Here is a 20785-nt window from a genome sequence, read left to right on the forward strand (position 1 = left end):
GGGCGCGCCGAGAAGGGATCACCGCCATGACCGTGCAGTTCGTCCCCCGGCCCGACCTCACCCGCTCCGACGCCGGGACCATCAAAGCGAGCACCTGGGACGTCGGCACACCCGAGCGGCAGCGGCAGACAATCGACGCCATCCGCACGGCATGGGGCAGCCGTGACTGGCCGCACCCAGGGCTGCTCTCGTACACCGTCCACACCGGGGAGGACGGCAGGACGCTCCTGCACTACTCGCAGTGGTCGGGCGAGGAGAGCTACCGGGCCTTCGTCGCGAGCGGCCGGGACGAGCGGAACGCGGACATCGACGCCGCCGTGCCCGGCATCGAGCGGCTCGGGCTGCATACGTTCGAGCTGTACCGCTCCACGGCCCCGGCGGAAGGCGAAGCACGCGAGCCGGGGGCCGTCGTGATCGTGGACGTCGAGTTCGAAGGCCCCGACCCGGCCCGCCAACGGCACTGGGTGGACACGGTGTTCGAGGCGCTGGGCACCGATCCGGGCCCCGCTCCGGGCGGCATCTCCGGCCACTTCCACCTCGGGACCGACGGGACCCGCGTGCTCAACTACGCGGAGTGGGAAAGCGCGCGGGCGCACATCGACGCACTCGCCGGCCCCGGTGACGGCATCGGGTCCCCGACCCCCCAATGGCAGAAGGTGCAGTCCTTCCCCGGAGTGACCGGCGGCGGGGTGAACCGCTACACGCCCGCGTTGAGCATGGTCCCGGGTGGCGAGGGGTGAAGTGCGTCTAGGGTTGGGCGGACCGAACTCCGTGCCCGTTGGGTACGCCCGAGTCGCCCCTAGGAGAACCACCTGATGTCCGCAGAGCGCCCCTCCCTGCCGCCGGTGCGGCTGCACTCCGAGGCCGAACTGGCACGGGACGCGCTCGCCGCTCCGCTGCTGGCCCGTGCCGTCAGGCTCGCCCGCTGGGCCGGACCCGGGACGCGCGTCGGCGCCGGTGGTGAGCTGGTCGAGGCGCAGCTGCCCGCGGCGGCCGAGCACCTGGGCCTCGACGCCGACGAGGACGGAGCCGCGTACGCCAGTGAGGCGTGGCGCCTCGCGGTCGACACCGGGCTCCTGGACGTCGAGGACCCCGCGGACTCCGAGGACGGCGACGGGGGCCCGGACGGCGGCGAGGCGGAAGGCACGGTCACCGTCGGCGAGAACCTGGCCCTGCTGACCGGCGGCTCCCCGCAGGACGTGCTGGCGATCTGGCTCGACGGTCTTGAAGCCGTGTACGCCGATGCCACCGCACCGGCCTTCGACGACTTCGCCGACCTCGTCAACGAGGACGGTTCGATCGACTTCGACGCCCTGGACTGGGATCCGGAGGCGGAGGCGGAATTCCTCGACGGGGTGCTCGGCAATCTGTATCTGCTCACCGTCTCCGACGCCGGTCCCGGCGAGGGACCGCTGCCGTTGCCCGCCCTCGCCGCCTCGATGATCGTGCCCGACGACATGGACGAGCCCACGGACGACGTCCTGGAGCAGGTGTCGGAGGCGATGATGCGTCTCGACGACCAGTTCCGGGTGCTCGAACCCATCGGCCTCGTCGAATACCGGCCGCTGGACGAGACGTTGCTGACCGAGGAGGGCGAAGACGGCGCGCCGCCTGCCGACGAGGACGACGTCACCCGGTACGGGCTGGTGAAGCTCACCCCCCTCGGCCTGTACGGCGTCCGGGCCCGGATGCTGGAGGCCGGGGTGGACGCCCCCGCGATCGGTGACCTCGCGGAGAAGGGGGCCGAGGAGCTGCTCGCCGGTATCGCGTACTACCCCGAGCCCGCCGCCCGCGCCGAGACGGAGCGGTGGCTCGGCCGGCACGGCAGCGCCGGTGCGGTGACGGCCGCGCGCGAGCTGCTCAGCGCCTCGCGCGGTTCCGACGCGGGCTCGCCGCTGCGCCGGCTCCACTGCCAGCAGGCGCTCGCCCTTGTCGGTCCGGCGGCGGAGCCCGCCGTGCGCGCGGTCCTGGACGACCCGGAACTGGGCGGGCTGGCGCGGGTGTGGCTCGCGGAGCGGGGCGCGGCCGACGTACCCGCACCGCCGGAGTCGATGATCTTCTGGCTGGCCGTCGACACGATCGCGGCCCAGCTCGACGCCGAGGGTGATCTGGACGAACTCCAGGGCCTGGTCGAGGGGCTGTCGGCTCAGCACAGCGGTTTCTTCGACGAGGTGTGGCGGGTGGACCACCCGGGGACGGCCGAGGTCCTGGAGGCGATGGGCCGGCTGCACAGCGACAAGAAGGCGGCGAAGGAAGCGCGGAAGGCGGCGTTCAAGGCGCGGTCGAGGAAGAGCGGCTGACGGGCGGTCCGCCACGCGGCTGACAAGCAGTCCGCCACGTCCGCTGACGGCGGGCACTCTTCGGGCGGCGTCCTCTGTGTGGGCCGGGTCGGCCGATTTGGCAGGTCACAGGCATCCATGGCCATAGCCTCACAGCAAGGATGCCGCTCGAAGTCGTTATTTGTTCAACCTCCGTTGGTGTGAGGGAGGGAGCCTGGGCGCGCAAGCCACCTGGCCCGATACCTCTCATGGAGTCCGCGATGTCCTTCACTCGCAGGGAATTCACCCGGCAGTCCGCCCTCACCGGTGCGGGTATCGCCCTCACCGGCGCGGTGGGCGCGCTGGCCACCGCGCCCGGCGCCCTCGCCGCCGAGGACCCGGAGCACGGCCCGGGCCACGGTTCCGGGAACGGCCACGGGCACGACAAGTCGCCCGGCTACGGGCCGCTGCTCCCCGACCCCGAGGGCATCCTCGCGCTGCCCGCCGGGTTCTCGTACCGGATCGTCACGCACAGTGGTGTCACCACGCTGGAGTCCGGCGAGCCCACCCCCTCCAACCACGACGGCACGGCCGCCTTCGAGGGCCCGCGCGGTGTCACCCTGCTCGTCAACAACCACGAGCTGAAGGGCCCCCGCTCCAAGTGGAAGTACCCCGTCCCGCTCACCGAAGGACTGGTCTACGACCCCGCCGCGGCCGGTGGCTGCACGGTCGTCGAGACCTGTAAGGACGGCCGCACCGCCGAGTGGGTCGGCATCGCGGGCACCTCCACCAACTGCGCGGGCGGCTCCACCGCCTGGGGCACCTGGCTGACCTGCGAGGAGAACTCGGACAAGGCGGGCCAGAACGGGATGACCAAGGACCACGGCTACGTGTTCGAGGTCGACCCCTACGACCGGCGCGCCAACCGCGACCCCCGGCCCGTCAAGGCGTTCGGCCGGTACGACCACGAGGCGGTCGTCATCGACCCGAAGAGCGGTCACGCCTACCTGACCGAGGACGCCTCCGGCCCCAACGGACTGTTCTACCGCTGGGTCCCGCCGCAGGGCTTCCGGCACGGCCGCGGCAAGCTGCGCACCCTCGCCGACGACGCGGGTGTCCTCCAGGCGGCCAAGTGCTTCGACCGCAACGGCGTCTTCGTCGACGACCTGTCCCGCGCCACGAAGATCGGCACGGTGTACGGCGTGGACTGGGTCGACGTACCCGACCGCGACGCGAAGACCGTTCCCGTGCGCAAGCAGTTCGGCCAGCTGGACGTCACCCGGGCCCGCAAGCTCGAAGGCATGTGGTGGGGCGACGGCGGCACGTACCTCGTCTCCTCGTTCGCCCGTGACGAGAGCCCCGTCGCGCACGACGGACAGGTCTGGTTCTACGACCCCAAGCGCCGCACGCTGACCCTCAAGGTGCTCCTCGGTGTGAACCCCGACCCCTCCAAGGACGGCGCCTTCGACAGCCCGGACAACATCACCGTCTCGCCGTACGGCGGTCTCGTCATCGCCGAGGACGGCGAAGGCGTCTCGCACCTCTTCGGTGCCACGGAGAACGGCCGTACGTACCCGATCGCCCGCAACGAGCTCAACGTGGGCACGGAGGACGACCCCGCGTTCAGCGAGTTCGCCGGAGTCACCTTCTCGCCCGACGGGAAGACGCTCTTCGCCAACATCCAGACGCCCGGAATCCTGCTCGCCATCACCGGCCCCTGGAAGCGTCAGCCGAACCGGGCCGGCCACGCGGGCGGCACGACGTCGGACTGATCGTCACCGAGGGGAAGCGTCCGCGCACCACGTGCGAGAACGCCGTCGGGGAGGCCGGTCCGGGGGCCGGCCGCGCCCCGTCGGGAAGCGAGAACCGCCACATCTTCGGGGGGCGTTCCGGGGCGCCGTCGCGCACAGCGCCGCTGGTGGCAGCGGGCAGGAGCGCCGCCGGGCACCGGAACGGCTGATTACGAATCCGGCACTACTGCGCCCCCAGGAGTGGTCGGGCATGGCGTCGGGCGCTCTCAGGGCGCATACTCAAGGTAATGAAACAGTCAGCCGGTTCCCGGCGTCACCTGCCTTCCAGTCCCTTCAACCGCCCGGCCCAGGCGGCCCCACCGGTCGAATGTTTCGATGTGGGCGACAGGGTGTCGCACGACCAGTTCGGGCTCGGCAGAATCCTCGCTGTCGAGGGCGACAACGACGCAGTCCTCATCGACTTCTCTGGGCGACAGGGGAGGATTCTGAGCCCGTACTCCAAGCTGACCAAGCTCTGAGAAGGACCACGAGCTCATACAGCGTCCGCCTGGAGAATCTCCGGACCCGGGGCACCTGAGAGTCATCAGGTGCCCCGGAAGCCGTTTCCGGGGTGGCCCGTCGCCGGGTTACAGGGACTTGGCGGCGGGCTTCACCATGCCCCGGACGGTGCGCGACTTCACGAACTCGCCCATGCCCGTCATCTCCCATTCACCGGAGAACTGCTTGATCAGCTTGGCCATCAGCACGCCGGTCTGCGGCTCCGCGCCGGTCAGGTCGAAGCGCACCAGCTCCTCGCCCGTGGCCGCGTCGATCAGCCGGCAGTAGGCCTTGGCCACCTCGGTGAACTTCTGTCCGGTGAACGAGTTGACCGTGAAGACCAGGCCGGTCGCCTCGGCGGGGATGCGGCCCAGGTCCACGACGATCACCTCGTCGTCACCCGCGCCCTCACCCGTGAGGTTGTCGCCGGAGTGCTTGATCGCGCCGTTCAGGATGGAGAGCTTGCCGAAGTAGCAGCTGTCGAGGTGATTCCGGTTGGGACCGTAGGCGATCACGGAGGCATCGAGGTCGATGTCCTTGCCGCGGAACGCGGGCTCCCAGCCGAGCCCCATCTTGACCTGGGAGAGCAGCGGCTTTCCGCCCTTGACCAGCGAGACCGTCTGGTTCTTCTGGAGACTGACGCGGCCCTTGTCCAGGTTGATCTTGCCGGAGCCCGCGGGTGCCGGTGCGGCGGCCGGCGGGGCAGGCGGAGCCGCCGGGACGGGCGGCGCGATGCGCGGGTCGACGGGCGCGGCCTGCGGGACCGGCGGGGCGGGGGCGGCCTGCGGGGCGGGGGCGGCAGCCGGAGCGGGCTCCTCCACCGAGACTCCGAAGTCCGTGGCGATGCCCGCCAGCCCGTTCGCGTAGCCCTGGCCGACGGCGCGGGCCTTCCAGGCGCCGTTGCGCAGATAGATCTCGATGACCACGAGCGCTGTCTCGGAGCCCAGCCGGGGCGGGGTGAAGGTGGCGAGCGCCGTGCCGTCGTCCGCGTTGCGCACGGTGGCGGTGGGCTCGATGCCCTGGAAGGTCTGGCCCGCGGCGTCGGGGCTCGCGGTGACGACGACCTTCTCGATGCCGGGCGGGATCGCCGCGGTGTCCACCACGATCGCGTCGGGCGCCGAGCCGCCGCCGGACCGGTAGGTCACACCGGAGCCCGAGGGCTGGTTGTAGAAGATGAAGTCGTCGTCGGAGCGCACCTTGCCATCGGCGGTGAGCAGCAGGCCCGAGACGTCGAGCCGCACGGGGGCGGCGACGTCCACCGCCACGCGGGCGGCGGAGAGAGGGATGTTCGAGCCGGGGGTCATTGCGGTCATGCACGGGGTAACGAACGACCCCGCTTTGCCGTTCCCTTACCTTTGCCGCTTCTGCTCCGTACGGGTCAGCGGCCGCTTCGCTGGTCACGCGGGTGGTTGCGGCCGGCGCGGCCGGCCGGGCCTCCGGTCAGTGGGGCCAGATCGGCGGGTCGGTGACGAAGTGGCCGCCGATGCGGGCGTGCTCCGGGTTGGCGGGGTCCAGCTCGCCCTGCTCGGCGAGGAGTCCGGCCGCGTACGGCTCGGAGTCGTCCTGAGGCTCGTACCCGAGGGACCGGGCCGAGCTCAGGTCCCACCACAGGCGGGTGTTGTCCGACGAGCCGTAGACGACGGTGTGCCCGACGTCCTCGGCGGTGAGCGCGGCGTGGAAGAGCCGGGCGCCGTCGGCGGGGCTCATCCAGACCGACAGCATCCTGACCGACGTGGGTTCCCTGAAGCAGGAGCCGATGCGCACGGACACGGTCTCCATGCCGTGCCGGTCCCAGTAGAGCTGGGCGAGATCCTCGCCGAAGGACTTGGAGAGACCGTAGAAGGTGTCGGGGCGGCGGGTGACGCCGACCGGGATCAGCGGGTCGCCGGGGAGCGGGCGCGGGGTGTAGCCGATGGCGTGGTTGGACGAGGCGAACACCAGGCGCCGCACGCCCTCCTCGCGCGCGGCCTCGTAGAGGTTGTACGTCCCCTCGATGTTCGCGCGCAGAATCTTGTCGAAAGAGGCTTCCAGGGAGATGCCCGCGAGGTGGATGATCGCGTCGACGCCCCGCACGGCCTCGCGGAGCGCGTCCTTGTCGCCCAGGTCGGCGACGATCGCGTCCGGTTCGCCCTCGACCGGCGCGAGGTCGAGGAGCCGGAGCTCGTAGCCGTACGCGGGCAGCAGGGCGCGCATCAGGGTGCCGAGGCCGCCGGCGGCGCCGGTGAGCAGGACGGTACGGGGAGCGGGCATTCGGGGATCTCCTCGGTGCGGTCGCGGACGCGAAAGACGCGCGCAACACGTCAAATCCATGGATGACATTCACATGCATGGACAAGCTACGAACGCGCGGCGGATCGCGTCAAGTCCTTCGTGGAGCCGGTGAGTCCGCCTCCGGCTCGGTGTTCCTGTCTTGACCTGCGCACGGTGGCTGCCTTAGCGTGGCCGCGTTCATGAATATGGACATCGATCAGAATTGTGCACGCCTGAACCTGCTCAGGGAGCGCCCGTGACCTCAGCCCCCCTTGCCGCCCGGCTCACCCGAGTCGCCGGGCCGCTCTTCTTCCCCGTCACCGCGTACGGGCCGGACGGTGCCATCGACCTCGATGTCTTCCGCGCCCATGTGCGGGACGGCATCGACGCCGGTGCGGCCGCGGTCTTCGCGTGCTGCGGTACGGGTGAGTTCCACGCGTTGACCCCGGACGAGTTCCGCCTCCTCGTCGCCGCCGCGGTCGAGGAGGCGGCCGGGCAGGTGCCCGTCGTCGCGGGCGCCGGATACGGCACCGCCCTCGCGGTCCAGTACGCGAAGCTCGCCGAGGAGGCGGGCGCGGACGGACTGCTCGCCCTGCCCCCGTACCTCGTCGTCGCCGGTCAGGAGGGCCTGCTGCGCCACTACGCGGCGCTCGCCTCGGCCACCCGACTGGAGACGATCGTCTACCAGCGCGACAACGCCGTCTTCACCCCGCGGACCGTCGTCGCGCTCGCCCGGACGCCCGGAATCATCGGGCTCAAGGACGGATTCGGCGACCTCGACCTGATGCAGCGGATCGTCAGCGCCGTGCGCACCCAGGTGCCCGGCCAGGACTTCCTGTACTTCAACGGGCTGCCCACCGCCGAGCTGACCGGCCTCGCCTACCGCGGTATCGGCGTCGCGCTCTACTCCTCGGCCGTCTTCGCCTTCGCCCCCGATATCGCCCTGGCCTTCTACCGGGCCCTCGACTCGGGCGACGACGAGCTGGTCAACGCACTGCTCGACCGCTTCTACCGGCCGCTGGTCGAGCTGCGCGCCAAGGGGCACGGCTACGCCGTCTCGCTGGTGAAGGCGGCCGTACGGCTCGGAGGCCTGGACGTCGGAGAGGTGCGCACCCCGCTCACCGAGCCGCCCGCCGACCACATCAAGGAGCTCATCGAGATCATCGCCGGCGGACGCGCGCTGCTGGCGGAGCGCGGGGCGGGGGAGCGGGAGTGAGGACGTCCGCCTTCGTCTACCCCTGGGACGTCGTCGGGGACCCGGCCGCGGCGGAGCGCATCGCCGGTCTCGGTATCCAGCAGGTGACCCTCGCCTCCGCCTACCACTCGACCCGGGCCCTGACCCCCCGGCATCCGGGCCGCCGGATCGTCACCGCCGAGTACGCCGCGGTGCTCTACCCGCCGGACCCGGCCCGCTGGTCGGGGCGGGCGCTGCGGCCCTACGCGCAGTCCTGGGTTCCGGGCGCCGACCCGTACGCGGAGGCGGCGCGGGCCCTGACCGACGCCGGTCTCCAGGTGCACAGCTGGGTGGTCCTCGCGCACAACTCCCGGCTGGGCGCCGAGCACCCGGAGACCTCGGTGGTCAACGCCTACGGTGACCGCTATCCGTGGGCGCCCTGCATCGCGCGGCAGGCCGTCCGCGCCTATCTGGTCGACCTGGCCGCCGAGGCCGCGGTCCGCGAGGGGACGCTCGGTACCGAACTGGAGTCCTGCGGCTGGTACGGCTTCGCCCATCTGCACGCCCACGACAAGACCGCGGGTGTGGCTCTGGGGGATGCGGCGCAGTATCTGATGTCGCTCTGCTTCTGTCCGGACTGCCGGGCCGGTTACGGCGAACAGGGCCTGAAAGCCGACGAGGTGGGTGTTTCGGTGCGGCGCGCCCTGGAACCGGTGTGGGCCGGCTCCGCCTCCGCGGGGGCGGGCTGGTCCGGAGTCGTCGAGCTGCTCGGCGCCGAGCTCGCCGAGGCCACCCTCCGGTGGCGCGGCCAGGTCGCCCGGACACTCCAGGAGGCCGCGGTCGCCGCCGTGCGGGAGGCGGCGGGGGCCGGGTTCCAGGTGCTCCTGCACGCCGACCCCGCCGCGTACCGCACAGGCGCCAACGTGGGTGTCGACGCGCGGCACATCCTCTCCGTCGCCGACGGCGTGGTCCTGCCGTGCACCGGTGGTGACGCGGCGCGCGAGGCGGTCCTCGGGCCGTTCGCCGACGAGGGCGGATCCGGGGCCCGTGTGCTGGCCGCCAACTTCGGCGTCGTCTCGGGGATGGGCGGCAGCCCGGGCACACTCGCCGGGGACGCCGCGCACGCGGCCTCGCTCGGTGCGAACCAACTGCGGCTCTACCACGCCGGGCTGGCCTCGGGCCCGGACCTCGAAGCCGTCGCCGACGCGCTCTCACGCATCGGGCGATGACGGGACCGGGCCGGTGGGGGCGCCCGTCAGCCGGCCCCGCCGGCCCGTGACCAGCAGGGCCGCGGCCAGCAGTCCCACCGCCCCGGTCAGGGGCAGCAGGACCCGTACATCGGCCACCGCGACCAGCCCCGCGCCGAGCGCCAGGGCCACCGCGTTCGGCGCCGACATCAGGGAGCCCGCGGTGGCCGCCGCGCGTCCCAGGACCGGGGCGGGCGTCTCCCGCTGCACCGCCGTCATCGCGGCGATCAGCACACAGGGCAGCCCCGCCCCGATCGCCGCGCTCGCCGCCAGGGCCACCGCGTCGTACGGCAGCGCCCGCGCGCCCACGGCCACCGCGAACAGGGCGATCCCGCCCGCCGCGAACACCCGCTCCGGCACCCGCCGCAGCAGCGGCCCCGCCAGCAGCCCGATGGCCACGGAACCGGCTCCCTGGGCCGCGTACAACACCCCGGCGTACGTGGGGGAGTGGCCGAGTCCCTCGTCCACCACCGCGTAGACCGCCGCCCCGTTGAGCCCCGCGAGCAGCATCGTCACGGCCCCGGCGAGGACCAGGGGCCGCAGAACAGGCGAGCGCCACAGCACGCGCGCCCCCGCCGTCGGACCGCCCCGCCGCCACGCCTTCGGAGCCGGGGCGGGCCCCTGGACCCGCAGCCGCGTGAGAATCAGTGCGGCCAGGGCGAACGTCACCGCGTCGAGCACCACCACCACCTCGCCGCCGAAGCGCGCGAACAGGCCCGCGCCCGCCAGCGGTGCGAGGAGCTTCATGCCCTCGTTCGCCGTCGTCCGCAGCCCGTTGAAATCGCCGAGCAGCCGGGCGTCGACCACCTGCCCGACCAGTGAGGACTCGGCCGCGTCGAGCAGCACACCGCTCACCCCGTAGAGGACGAGCACGCCGAAGAGCAGCGGGATCCGGTGCGTCGCGCCGGTCAGTGGCAGCGCGGCCAGCAGCACCGTCATGGCCAGATTCCCCCCGATCAGCAGCGGCTTCCCGGGCAGCCGGTCGGCGAGCGCGCCGAGGGCGGGTCCGGCGAGCACCGGCGCCCACATCGCGAACACCGTCAGCGCCTCCAGACTGTCCGAGCCGGTGAGGGACTTGACCCAGATGCCGGCGGTGAGCCACATCGCGGAGGTCCCGAATCCCGAGACGAGGACGCCGGCCAGGCAGAGGGCGGCGGTGCGGTCGCGCAGTACGTTTCTCACCGCCGTGATGCTGGCCGCTAAGGGGGGTCCGCGACATCGGGAGGACGCCCTAGCCGTGCCCCCGGTCACCGGACGAGCCTGATTTTTCGGCGACTTCTTTTGTCAGAAGCGTTGACGAAACATTCGGGACAGCTCTAGCTTCATCGCGTCGTACTTCGTACGTCATATATGAGACGCGATACGCGAGATGCGAGAGCCCTTCACCCATGACTTTTGCGCCCACCCCGATTCCGTCCCGCACCCAGTACGTGCTGGAGGCGATCAAGCACGCGATCCTCACCGCGCAGCTGAGACCAGGGCAGGCGCTGGTGGAGACCGAACTCGCCGCACAGTTCGGGGTGTCCAAGACCCCGGTGCGGGAGGCGCTGAAGACCCTGGCCGGTACCGGGCTGGTCGTCATGAGCCAGTACAAGGGCGCCACCGTACGGCTCGTCGACGCGACCATGGCCCGCGAGGTCTACGACGTACGGCTCCTCCTGGAGCCCGAGGCGCTGCGCCGCTCCATCACCCGCAGGGCCTCGCTCGACGAAGCCCAGGAGGCCCTGGAGCGCGCCGACTCGGCGCTGGACAAGGCCGAACGCTCCCTGGCCAACCGGGACTTCCACCGCGCGCTCTACCTGCCCTGCGGAAACCCGCTGCTGGCCCGGATGCTCGACGAGATCCGCGACCAGGCCGCCCTCGTGTCGACCGTCGCCTGGTCGGCCATTCCGAGCTGGGAGCGGGAGGCGGCCGAGCACCGGGAGATCCTGCGGCTCGCGCTCGCCGACGACGCGGCGGCCGCCGCCGGGGCTCTGCACGACCACATCGCGTCGTTCGTGCGCCGCGCCTTCCCCGACGACGTAGACGGGGGTGACGCGGCGTGAACCACCAGCACACCGACGAAAGGCGTGTCCGCATGGACCTCACTCCGCTGAAGGCGGCCCTCGCAGATGTCGTGGCCATCCCGGTGACCCCGTTCGCCGAGGACGGGACCATCGACACGACGGCGCACCGCGCCCTGCTGCGACGGCTGCTCGACGGCGGCGTCCGCATCCTCACCCCGAACGGCAACACCGGGGAGTTCTATGCGCTCACGCCGGACGAGCGGCGGGCCGTCACCGAACTGACCATCGACGAGGCGGGCGGCCGCGCCACCGTCCTGGTGGGCGTCGGCCACGACGTGCCGACCGCGGTGGCCGCCGCACGGCACGCCAGGGACGCCGGCGCCGAGATGGTGATGGTGCACCAGCCGGTGCACCCGTACGTCTCGCAGGACGGCTGGATCGACTACCACCGGGCCATCGCCGAGGCCGTACCCGAGCTCGGTGTCGTCCCGTACATCCGCAACCCGCTGCTGGGCGGCGAGGCGCTGGCCACGCTCGCCGACAGCTGCCCCAACGTCATCGGCGTGAAGTACGCCGTGCCGGACGCGGCCCGCTTCGGTGCCTTCGCCCGGGACGCCGGCCTGGAGCGCTTCGTGTGGGTGGCGGGCCTCGCCGAGCTGTACGCCCCCTCCTACTTCGCCACCGGCGCCACCGGCTTCACCTCCGGCCTCGTGAACGTCGCCCCCGGCGTCTCGCTGGCCATGCTGGAGGCCCTGCGGGCCGGGGACTACGCGGCGGCGATGAAGGTCTGGGAGCAGATCCGCCGCTTCGAGGAACTGCGTGCCGACCGGCAGTCCGCCAACAACGTGACGGTCGTCAAGGAGGCCCTGGCCTCGCTCGGGCTCTGCCGCCGCGATGTCCGCGCCCCCAGCAGGGTGCTGCCCGAGGCGCAGCGCGCCGAGGTCGACGACCAGGTCGCCGGGTGGTCCATATGACTGCTCGTCTCACCTCCAAGGAACTGCGCAGCCACCAGTGGTACGGCACGGACGGGCTCCGCTCGTTCAGTCACCGCGCCCGCACCCGCCAGCTCGGCTACCTCCCCGAGGAGCACCTGGGCAAGCCGGTCGTCGCGATCCTCAACACCTGGTCCGACATCAATCCCTGCCACGTCCATCTGCGCGAGCGCGCGCAGGCGGTCAAGCGGGGTGTCTGGCAGGCGGGCGGCTTCCCCCTCGAATTCCCGGTCTCCACCCTCTCGGAGACCTTCCAGAAGCCGACCCCCATGCTCTACCGCAACATGCTGGCGATGGAGACCGAGGAGCTGCTGCGCTCCTATCCGGTCGACGGTGCCGTGCTGCTCGGCGGCTGCGACAAGTCGACGCCCGCGCTGCTGATGGGCGCCGCGTCCGTCGACCTGCCGACCGTGTTCGTTCCCGCGGGTCCCATGCTGCCGGGCCACTGGCGCAACGAGGTCCTGGGCTCCGGCACGGACATGTGGAAGTACTGGGACGACAAGCGGGCCGGGCTCATCGGTGACTGCGAGATGGCCGAACTGGAGAACGGGCTGGCCCGTTCGCCCGGTCACTGCATGACGATGGGCACGGCGTCGACCCTGACGGCCGCCGCCGAGGCGCTGGGCGTCACGGTGCCGGGCGCCTCGTCCATCCCGGCCGTCGACTCCGGGCACGACCGGATGGCGGCGCAGTCGGGCATCCGGATCGTCGAACTGGTGTGGCAGCAGCTGACCTTGTCGAAGATCCTCACGGCGGAGGCGTACGAGGACGCCGTCGCCACGGTCCTCGCGCTCGGCGGTTCCACCAACGCCGTCATCCACCTGATCGCGATGGCGGGCCGCTCCGGGGTGAAGCTCACCCTGGACGACTTCGACCGCGTCGCCCGTACCGTGCCGGTGCTCGCCAACCTGCGCCCCGGCGGGAAGTACCTGATGGAGGACTTCCACTTCGCCGGCGGGCTGCCCGGATTCCTCGCCCGCCTCACCGACGTACTGCACCTGGACCGGCCCACCGTCTCGCACACCTCGATGCGTGAGCAGCTCGACGGGGCGCTCGTGCACGACGCGGACGTCATCCGGGAACGGGACAACCCGCTCGCCGACGAGGGCGGCGTGGCGGTGCTGCGCGGAAACCTCTGCCCGGACGGCGCGGTCATCAAGCACATCGCCGCCGAGCCGCACCTGCTGCGCCACACCGGTCCCGCGGTCGTCTTCGACGACTACAAGGAGATGCAGCGCACCATCAACGACCCGGCCCTGGCCCTCACCGCCGACCACGTCCTGGTGCTCCGCAACGCCGGACCCAAGGGCGGTCCCGGGATGCCGGAGTACGGAATGCTGCCGATCCCCGACTACCTGCTGAAGCAGGGCGTACGGGACATGGTGCGGATCTCCGACGCCCGGATGAGCGGCACCAGTTACGGCGCGTGCGTCCTGCACGTCGCTCCCGAGTCGTACGTCGGCGGGCCGCTCGCCCTCGTCCGCACCGGTGACGCGATCACCCTGGACGTCGGGGCACGCCTGCTCCACCTCGATGTGCCCGAGGAGGAGCTGACACGCCGCCGCGCCGAGTGGACACCGCCGCCCAACCGGTACGGGCGCGGATACGGGGCGCTCTACCAGGACCAGATCACCCAGGCCGACACCGGCTGCGACTTCGCCTTCCTGGCCCGGCAGGGAGACGTGCCCGACCCCTACGCCGGCTGAACCGCCGCAGAGAATTCCTGCGCACCGCCCCGTTCGGCAGGCCGAACGGCATGCGGGAAGCGCTTGCGCACACCACGCACCACACCCGCACACCCGCAGAGAACGGAGACGTGTCATGGCCCAAGCCGCAGCCGTGGCCAAACCGCCCAAGGTGCCCAGGCGCCGATCGGCGAGCCCGCGCCGACTGCCCTACCTGCTGATCGCGCCCGCCGGGCTGCTGATGCTGGGCTTCATCGCCTATCCGGTGATCAGCGTCTTCTACTACAGCCTGCAGAACTACAACGTCACCAAGCCGTGGCGGAACGGCTTCGCCGGCTTCGACAACTTCACGCGCGTCTTCACCGAGGACGACCAGTTCTGGACGACACTCGGCTTCAGCGCACAGTGGGTCGTCGTCCAGGTCGCGCTCCAGCTCACCCTGGGCCTCGCCCTCGCGCTGATCGTGAACCAGAGCTTCATCGGCCGCGGCATCTCCCGGGCGATGGTCTTCTCGCCCTGGGCCGTCTCCGGCGTCCTCACCAGCACCATCTGGATTCTGCTCTACAACTCCTCGACCGGCTTCAGCCGTTACCTCGCGGACGCCGGAATCGGTGACTACGGCACCTCGGTGCTCTCCGACACCGGCACCGTCTTCTGGGCCGCCACGGTCGCCGAACTCTGGCGCGGGGTCCCCTTCTTCGCCATCCTCATCCTCGCCGACCTCCAGTCCGTGTCGAAGGAGCTGTACGAGGCGGCATCGGTCGACGGCGCCGGGCGGATGCGCCAGTTCTTCCACATCACCCTGCCGCACCTGCGGGACGCGATCATCCTCTCCACCCTGCTCCGCGGGGTCTGGGAGTTCAACAACGTGGACCTGCTCTACACCCTCACCGGCGGCGGACCGGCGGGCGAGACCACCACCCTGCCGCTCTACGTCGCCAACACCGGTATCGAGGGCCACGACTTCGGCTACGCCTCCGCGCTCACCACCGTCGCCTTCGTGATCCTCCTCTTCTGCTCGATCGTCTATCTGCGCCTGAGCAAGTTCGGAGGCGACCACAAGTGACTGCCGCACTCGCCGAGAAGCACACGGGCACGGCCCCGGAACCCGTACGCAACCCCCCGCCGCCCCCCGCACGGCGCCGCCGCGGGCGTGAGCGCGCCTTCGACGACGTACCGCGCTGGCAGATCTACGTGCCCCTGGGCATCTATCTGCTCTTCACCCTCGTCCCGTTCTACTGGATGTTCCTCTTCGCCGTACGGCCCGCGGGGTCCACCTCGCTGGTGCCCTGGCCGATGACGGGCGAGCACTTCTCCAAGGTCTGGAACGAGCGCAGCTTCGCCGTCTTCTTCCAGAACAGCATGATCGTCGGGGTCGCCACCCTGTTCACCACGACCCTGGTGGCCCTGGCCGGCGGCTACGCCCTGGCCCGCTTCGACTTCAGGATCAAGAACGCGTTCATGCTGGCGCTGCTCTGCTCCCAGTTCATCCCGGGCGCGCTGATGCTCGTACCGCTCTTCGAGATCTTCAAGAACCTCCAGATGATCAACTCCCTCGGGAGCGTCATCATCGCCGAGACGGTCTTCCAGCTGCCGCTGTCGATCATCCTGATCAGCGGCTTCATCAAGAACGTGCCCATGACGCTGGAGGAAGCCGCCTGGGTGGACGGCTGCTCGCGCTTCCGTGCCTTCTGCGCGGTCGTGCTCCCGCTGCTCAGGCCCGGACTGATCGCCGTCGGCTCCTTCGCCTTCGTCCACAGCTGGAACCACTTCCTGTTCGCCCTGATGTTCCTCAGCGAACAGGACAAGCAGACGATCCCGGTCGGTCTGAACACCCTCATCGGCGCCGACAGCGTCGACCTGGGGGCGCTCGCCGCGGGCGGAGTCATCGCCGCCGTGCCCGTGGTGATCGTCTTCGCCTTCATCCAGAAGTGGCTGATCACCGGCTTCAGCGCCGGCGCAGTGAAGGGCTGACGCACATGACTCCCCCCATGACCCCACCATGGCACCGCACCGGCCGCCGCGCCGCAGCGGCGCTCGTCCTGCTCGCCGGCTGCCTGGCCCTCCAGCCGGGAGCCGAGGCCGCCACCCCGGCCGCGCCCGCGGCCGTCGCACCGGACCTGGGCCGGGAGGTCCTCGCGGCCGGTGACGGCTGGGCCGCCGACGGCGCCGGGACCACGGGCGGCTCGGCCGCCGACGACGCCCACGTCTTCACCGTACGCAACCGGGCCCAGCTCGTCGCCGCGCTGGACGGCGGCAGCTCCGTACCGAAGATCATCCGTATCGCGGGGACCATCGACGCCAACACCGACGACCACGGCCGCGCACTCGACTGCGAGGACTACGCGACCGACGGCTACGACCTGTCGGCCTATCTCGCCGCGTACGACCCCCGCACCTGGGGCGGCGCGAAGCCCTCCGGGCCGCAGGAGGACGCCCGCAAGGCGTCCGCCGCCCGGCAGGCCGAACGCGTCGAGCTGAGCGTCGGCTCCCACACGACGCTCGTCGGCCTCGGCCGCGGCGCCGTGCTCAAGGGCGCGAGCCTCCAGGTGAGGGACGCCGACAACGTCATCGTCCGCAATCTCGAACTCCGCGACGCCTACGACTGCTTCCCCGTCTGGCAGCCCAACACCGGTGGACTCGGCGACTGGAAGACCGCGTACGACACCCTCTGGCTGCGCGGCGCCACGCATGTCTGGGTCGACCACGTCACCGCGAGCGACAAGGGGCACCCGGACGAGAGGGAACCCACGTACTTCGGCCGCAACTACCTGCGCCACGACGGGCTGCTCGACATCACCAACGGCTCCGACCTCGTCACCGTCTCCTGGAGCCGGTTCCGGGGCCACGACAAGGCCATCCTCATCGGCAACGGCGACAACGTCACCACCGACCGGGGCAAGCTGCGGGTCACCCTGCACCACAACGAGTTCGACGCCGTCGTGCAGCGCGCGCCGCGCGTCCGCTTCGGGCAGGTCCACCTCTACAACAACCGCTACGTCGTCCCGGAGGGCGCCGCCTACCGGTACTCCATCGGCGTCTCGACCGAGTCCCGGATCGTGGCCGAGAACAACTCCTTCACCACCCCCGGCCACATCGAGGCCGCCGACCTGCTGAAGAGCTGGAACGGCAGCGCGCTCGCGCAGAGCGGCAACGAGTTCAACGGCTTCCCCGTGGACCTCCTCGCCATCTACAACGCGTACAACTCCGGCAGCGAGCGTGATCTCACCGCGGACGTCGGCTGGACACCCACCCTGCACGGACCGGTCGACAGCGCCGCCCGCGCCGCCACCGACGTGGCACGCGGCGCGGGAGCGGGGAGGGCCCGATGAGCACGGCCACCAGCCCCCTCCCGGTCGTCCTCGCCGGGGCACGCGGTCACGGGCGCTGGCACCTCGCCAACATCCGCCGGCTCCAGCACCAGGGTCTCGTCCGGCTCGCCGGAATCTGCGAACTGACACCGCTCGGCCCCGCCGAACTCGACGCCTTCGCCGGAGAACTCCCGGAGCAGTCCGCCGACTTCGGGGCGCTCCTGGACTCCACCGGAGCCCGCGCCGCCGTCATCTGCACCCCGATCCAGACCCATACCGAACTGGCTCTCACGGCCGCCGCCCGCGGCGTCCACCTCCTTCTGGAGAAGCCGCCCGCCGCCACGTACGCCGACTACACTCGGATGACCGACGGGGTACGGGAAGCGGGCGTCGCCTGCCAGATCGGCTTCCAGTCCTTCGGGTCGCACGCGGTCTCCGCCATCCGCGAGCTCATCCGCACCGGCGCGATCGGCACCGTCCAGGGTTTCGGCGCCGCCGGCGCCTGGGTCCGGGACGAGGCCTACTACCGGCGGGCGCCCTGGGCCGGACGCCGCAGGATCGGCGACACGGACGTGGTCGACGGCGTCCTCACCAACCCCCTCGCCCACGCCGTCGCCACCGCGCTCGAACTCGCGGACAGCGGGACGGCCGAGGACGTCACGGCCATCGACACGCAGCTGTACCGGGCCAACGACATCGAGGCCGACGACACCTCCTGCCTCCGCGTCACCACCGCGGACGGGCCGCCGGTCACCGTCGCCGTCACCCTCTGCGCCGAACGGGCCGCCGAACCCTATGTGATCGTCCACGGCGGCCGCGGCCGGATCACCTTCTGGTACAAGCAGGACCGCGTCCTCGTCCAGCGCGCGGGCCGGGGCCCCGAGGAGTTCGTGCACGGGCGGACCGACCTCCTGGAGAACCTGGCCGGCCACCTCGCCCACGGCACCGCCCTCCTCGTACCCCCGCACCGCACCGGCGCGTTCATGCGGGTCGTCGAGGCCGTGCGTACCGCCCCCGAGCCCACCGCCCTGCCCGCCGACGCCTGGTACACCGAACCGGCCACCGCCACCACGGGCGTACGGCGGGTCGTGCGCGGCGTCGACGCCCTGGTCGCCGCCGGCGCCGACACCCTCAGCCTCTTCTCCGAACTCGGCGCCCCCTGGGCGCACCCCAGCGAGGTGAGTACACCGTGACCACCGCACTCCTCAGCTGCGCGGGCCGCCCCGTCGGCCGCTACAGCTACCTCCCCGCCGCCCATGACGGCCGCCCCTACCTGCACCCCGTCACCACCCTGGCCGGTACCCCCGTCACCGAGGAGCGGCCCGCCGACCACATCCACCACCTCGGTGTCTCCGTCGCGGTGCCCGACGTGGCCGGATACAACTTCTGGGGCGGACGCACCTTCGTCCGCGACCAGGGCCCCACCGAGCTCGACAACCACGGGGCGCAGCGCCACCTCGGCTGGAAGCTCCGCGACCCGGACGGCTTCGTGGAGGAGCTCAGCTGGGAGGCCGACGGCACCGAACTGCTGCGCGAGCACCGCACGGTGGCCGTCACCGGGCTCTCGGACACCGCCTGGGCGCTGGACCTCTCCTTCTCCCTCACCAACCGGGGGACCACCGAGCTCTCCCTCGGCAGCCCCGCCACCAACGGCCGCCCCGGCGCCGGATACGGCGGCTTCTTCTGGCGCGCCCCCAAGGAGCCCGCCGCCCCCGCCGTGTTCAGCTCCGAGCGGGACGGCGAAGAGGCCGTGCACGGCAGCACCGCCGACTGGCTGGCCCTCGCCGGGGACGGCTGGACCCTCGTCTTCGCCGGGGCGACCGAGGAGACCCGGCGCGACCCCTGGTTCGTGCGGAGTACCGAGTACCCCGGGGTGGGTTCCTCCCTCGCCGCCGACCGGCGGCTCAGCGTCGCGGCCGGAGCCACCGTCGTACGCCGCGTCGTCACCGTCGTCGCCGACGGCACACTCGACCGGGACACCGCGCAGGCGTACGTCCGCAAGGTCGTGACGGCATGAGCGGCCCGACGAAGCTCCGCTCCGCCGACCTCGGCGACGGCACCTACCGCAATCCGGTGCTGGACGCCGACTGGTCCGACCCGGACGTCGTGCGCGACGGGGACGACTACTACCTGACCGCGTCCAGCTTCGGCCGGGTCCCCGGGCTGCCCCTGCTGCACTCCCGTGACCTGGTCAACTGGACCCTCATCGGGCACGCCCTGGAGCGTCTGGAACCGGCCGCCGACTTCGCCGTGCCGCGGCACGACTGCGGGGTGTGGGCACCCTCCCTGCGCCACCACGACGGACGGTTCTGGATCTTCTGGGGCGACCCCGACCACGGCATCCAGCAGATCAACGCCGCGGACATCCGGGGCCCGTGGACCGCACCGCACCTCATCAAGGCCGGCAAGGGGCTGATCGACGCCTGCCCGCTCTGGGACGAGGAGACCGGTGAGGCGTACCTCGTGCACGCCTGGGCCAAGTCCCGCTCCGGGATCAAGAACCGGCTCACCGGCCACCGGATGAGCCCCGACGGGCGCGAACTGCTCGACGAGGGCAAGACCCTGATCGACGCCGACCGGATCCCCGGCTGGTTCACCCTCGAAGGCCCCAAGCTCTACCGCCACGACGGCCACTTCTGGATCTTCGCCCCGGCCGGCGGGGTGGAGACCGGCTGGCAGGGTGCCTTCCGGTCGCGGGACTTCTTCGGCCCGTACGAGGAACGCGTCGTCCTCGCCCAGGGGACGACGGAGGTCAACGGACCGCACCAGGGCGGCTGGGTGCGTACGGCGCAGGGCGAGGACTGGTTCCTGCACTTCCAGGCCAAGGGGGCCTACGGGCGCGTCGTCCACCTCCAGCCGATGCGCTGGGACGCGGACGGCTGGCCCGTCATCGGTGACGCGGGGGAACCCGTCTCCGTACACACCAAACCCCTCGCCCCCGCCCAGCCCGCCGAAGTGCCCGCCTTCGACGACGACTTCCCCGGCGGGCGCTTCGGCCGGCAGTGGCAGTGGACGGCCGCACCCCGTTCCGGCTGGACGGTCGAGCACGCCGACGACGGACTGCGGCTCAGCTGCGTACGGACCGCCTACGCCCACGATCTGCGGGCCCTGCCCAATGTGCTGGTCCAGCGCCTGCCCGCCGAGACGTTCACCGTCGAGACGGGGCTCACCCTGCACAGCGACGAGCCGGGCGCCAAGGCCGGACTCGCCGTGCTGGGGGACGCGTTCAGCTGGATCGGCCTGGAGGTGGGGGACGACGGCGCGCCGCGCCTCGTGCACCGGTACGCCGAGACGGTCGCCGAACACGAACGCGACGCCGAGCACCCGCGCCCGGCACCGGAAGGCCGCGTCCGGCTGCGTATCGAGGTCACGGCCGGAGCCCGCTGCCGCTTCCACGCGGACACCGGCGACGGCTTCCGCCCCTCGGGCCAGGTCTTCGCGGCGACGCCCTGGCGCTGGGTCGGCGCCCTCCTCGGGCTGTTCGCCACCGCGCCGGCCGGGCCGGGACCCGCCGGAACGGCCGGCTTCACCGCCTTCCGCACCACGGACTGAACCTCCGCCCACACATCCGCAA

At 71.7% G+C, this 20785-nt stretch carries 18 protein-coding genes; 15 read left to right on the forward strand and 3 right to left on the reverse strand.

The genetic code is table 11. The annotated features are described in order from the left end of the window. Positions 1 to 26 precede the first annotated feature (26 nt). The 4 genes from AC07FA_RS05155 to AC07FA_RS05170 all read left to right on the forward strand — a co-directional run bounded on the left by AC07FA_RS05155 (position 27) and on the right by AC07FA_RS05170 (position 4527). On the forward strand, positions 27 to 740 hold the full coding sequence (locus AC07FA_RS05155; protein WP_479073290.1) for an antibiotic biosynthesis monooxygenase: 714 nt from the start codon (positions 27 to 29) through the stop codon (positions 738 to 740). A 75-nt stretch (positions 741 to 815) separates the two neighbouring features. Further along, a complete protein-coding gene (locus AC07FA_RS05160; protein ID WP_479073291.1) occupies positions 816 to 2300 on the forward strand; it encodes a hypothetical protein in 1485 nt (494 codons plus the stop codon). Between the two features lie 239 nt (positions 2301 to 2539). After that, a complete protein-coding gene (locus AC07FA_RS05165; RefSeq protein WP_479073292.1) occupies positions 2540 to 4030 on the forward strand; it encodes an alkaline phosphatase PhoX in 1491 nt (496 codons plus the stop codon). Positions 4031 to 4296: 266 nt separating this feature from the next. Beyond that, positions 4297 to 4527, forward strand: coding sequence for a hypothetical protein (locus AC07FA_RS05170; protein WP_073720249.1), 231 nt, complete (start codon positions 4297 to 4299; stop codon positions 4525 to 4527). A 108-nt stretch (positions 4528 to 4635) separates the two neighbouring features. On the opposite strand, the gene AC07FA_RS05175 is transcribed toward AC07FA_RS05170, so the two are convergent. Continuing rightward, on the reverse strand, positions 4636 to 5859 hold the full coding sequence (locus AC07FA_RS05175) for a TerD family protein (RefSeq protein WP_479073293.1): 1224 nt from the start codon (positions 5857 to 5859) through the stop codon (positions 4636 to 4638). Positions 5860 to 5986: 127 nt separating this feature from the next. Next, positions 5987 to 6796 (reverse strand): NAD-dependent epimerase/dehydratase family protein, encoded by an 810-nt coding sequence (locus tag AC07FA_RS05180; RefSeq protein WP_479073294.1) that lies wholly within the window; start codon positions 6794 to 6796, stop codon positions 5987 to 5989. A 256-nt stretch (positions 6797 to 7052) separates the two neighbouring features. On the opposite strand from AC07FA_RS05180, the gene AC07FA_RS05185 reads away from it, so the two are divergent. Both AC07FA_RS05185 and AC07FA_RS05190 read left to right on the forward strand, forming a co-directional pair. After that, a complete protein-coding gene (locus tag AC07FA_RS05185; RefSeq protein WP_479073295.1) occupies positions 7053 to 8012 on the forward strand; it encodes a 5-dehydro-4-deoxyglucarate dehydratase in 960 nt (319 codons plus the stop codon). After that, the gene (locus AC07FA_RS05190; protein ID WP_479073296.1) at positions 8009 to 9199 is read left to right on the forward strand and encodes a hypothetical protein; all 1191 of its coding nucleotides are present in this window, start codon (positions 8009 to 8011) and stop codon (positions 9197 to 9199) included. The genes AC07FA_RS05185 and AC07FA_RS05190 overlap by 4 nt, the downstream gene beginning before the upstream one ends. Here the strand turns inward: AC07FA_RS05190 and AC07FA_RS05195 are convergent. Then, positions 9182 to 10408 carry an MFS transporter gene (locus AC07FA_RS05195; RefSeq protein ID WP_479073444.1) on the reverse strand — a complete coding sequence of 409 codons (1227 nt, stop codon included), beginning with the start codon at positions 10406 to 10408 and terminating at the stop codon, positions 9182 to 9184. The two genes, AC07FA_RS05190 and AC07FA_RS05195, sit on opposite strands and share 18 nt — an antisense overlap. Positions 10409 to 10605: 197 nt before the next feature. On the opposite strand from AC07FA_RS05195, the gene AC07FA_RS05200 reads away from it, so the two are divergent. The 9 genes from AC07FA_RS05200 (at position 10606) to AC07FA_RS05240 (ending at position 20763) form a co-directional block, all read left to right on the forward strand. After that, on the forward strand, positions 10606 to 11262 hold the full coding sequence (locus AC07FA_RS05200) for a GntR family transcriptional regulator (protein WP_479073297.1): 657 nt from the start codon (positions 10606 to 10608) through the stop codon (positions 11260 to 11262). Positions 11263 to 11294: 32 nt separating this feature from the next. Further along, positions 11295 to 12197 carry a dihydrodipicolinate synthase family protein gene (locus tag AC07FA_RS05205; protein ID WP_479073298.1) on the forward strand — a complete coding sequence of 301 codons (903 nt, stop codon included), beginning with the start codon at positions 11295 to 11297 and terminating at the stop codon, positions 12195 to 12197. Then, a complete protein-coding gene (gene araD, locus AC07FA_RS05210) occupies positions 12194 to 13921 on the forward strand; it encodes an L-arabinonate dehydratase (RefSeq protein ID WP_479073299.1) in 1728 nt (575 codons plus the stop codon). Before AC07FA_RS05205 ends, araD begins: the two co-directional genes overlap by 4 nt. Before the next feature lie 115 nt (positions 13922 to 14036). After that, on the forward strand, positions 14037 to 14966 hold the full coding sequence (locus AC07FA_RS05215; RefSeq protein ID WP_479073300.1) for a carbohydrate ABC transporter permease: 930 nt from the start codon (positions 14037 to 14039) through the stop codon (positions 14964 to 14966). After that, positions 14963 to 15874, forward strand: coding sequence for a carbohydrate ABC transporter permease (locus AC07FA_RS05220; protein ID WP_479073301.1), 912 nt, complete (start codon positions 14963 to 14965; stop codon positions 15872 to 15874). Before AC07FA_RS05215 ends, AC07FA_RS05220 begins: the two co-directional genes overlap by 4 nt. Positions 15875 to 15891: 17 nt before the next feature. Continuing rightward, a complete protein-coding gene (locus tag AC07FA_RS05225; RefSeq protein WP_479073302.1) occupies positions 15892 to 17232 on the forward strand; it encodes a pectate lyase family protein in 1341 nt (446 codons plus the stop codon). Continuing rightward, complete coding sequence (locus tag AC07FA_RS05230) at positions 17229 to 18404, forward strand: Gfo/Idh/MocA family protein (protein ID WP_479073303.1); 1176 nt, start codon at positions 17229 to 17231, stop codon at positions 18402 to 18404. The genes AC07FA_RS05225 and AC07FA_RS05230 overlap by 4 nt, the downstream gene beginning before the upstream one ends. Further along, entirely contained in the window at positions 18401 to 19228 is an 828-nt protein-coding gene (locus AC07FA_RS05235; protein ID WP_479073304.1) for a DUF6807 domain-containing protein, read from the forward strand. The genes AC07FA_RS05230 and AC07FA_RS05235 overlap by 4 nt, the downstream gene beginning before the upstream one ends. Continuing rightward, on the forward strand, positions 19225 to 20763 hold the full coding sequence (locus AC07FA_RS05240; protein ID WP_479073305.1) for a glycoside hydrolase family 43 protein: 1539 nt from the start codon (positions 19225 to 19227) through the stop codon (positions 20761 to 20763). Before AC07FA_RS05235 ends, AC07FA_RS05240 begins: the two co-directional genes overlap by 4 nt. The last annotated feature ends 22 nt before the right edge of the window (positions 20764 to 20785 follow it).

It is taken from the genome of Streptomyces sp. NPDC045968 (assembly GCF_056430475.1).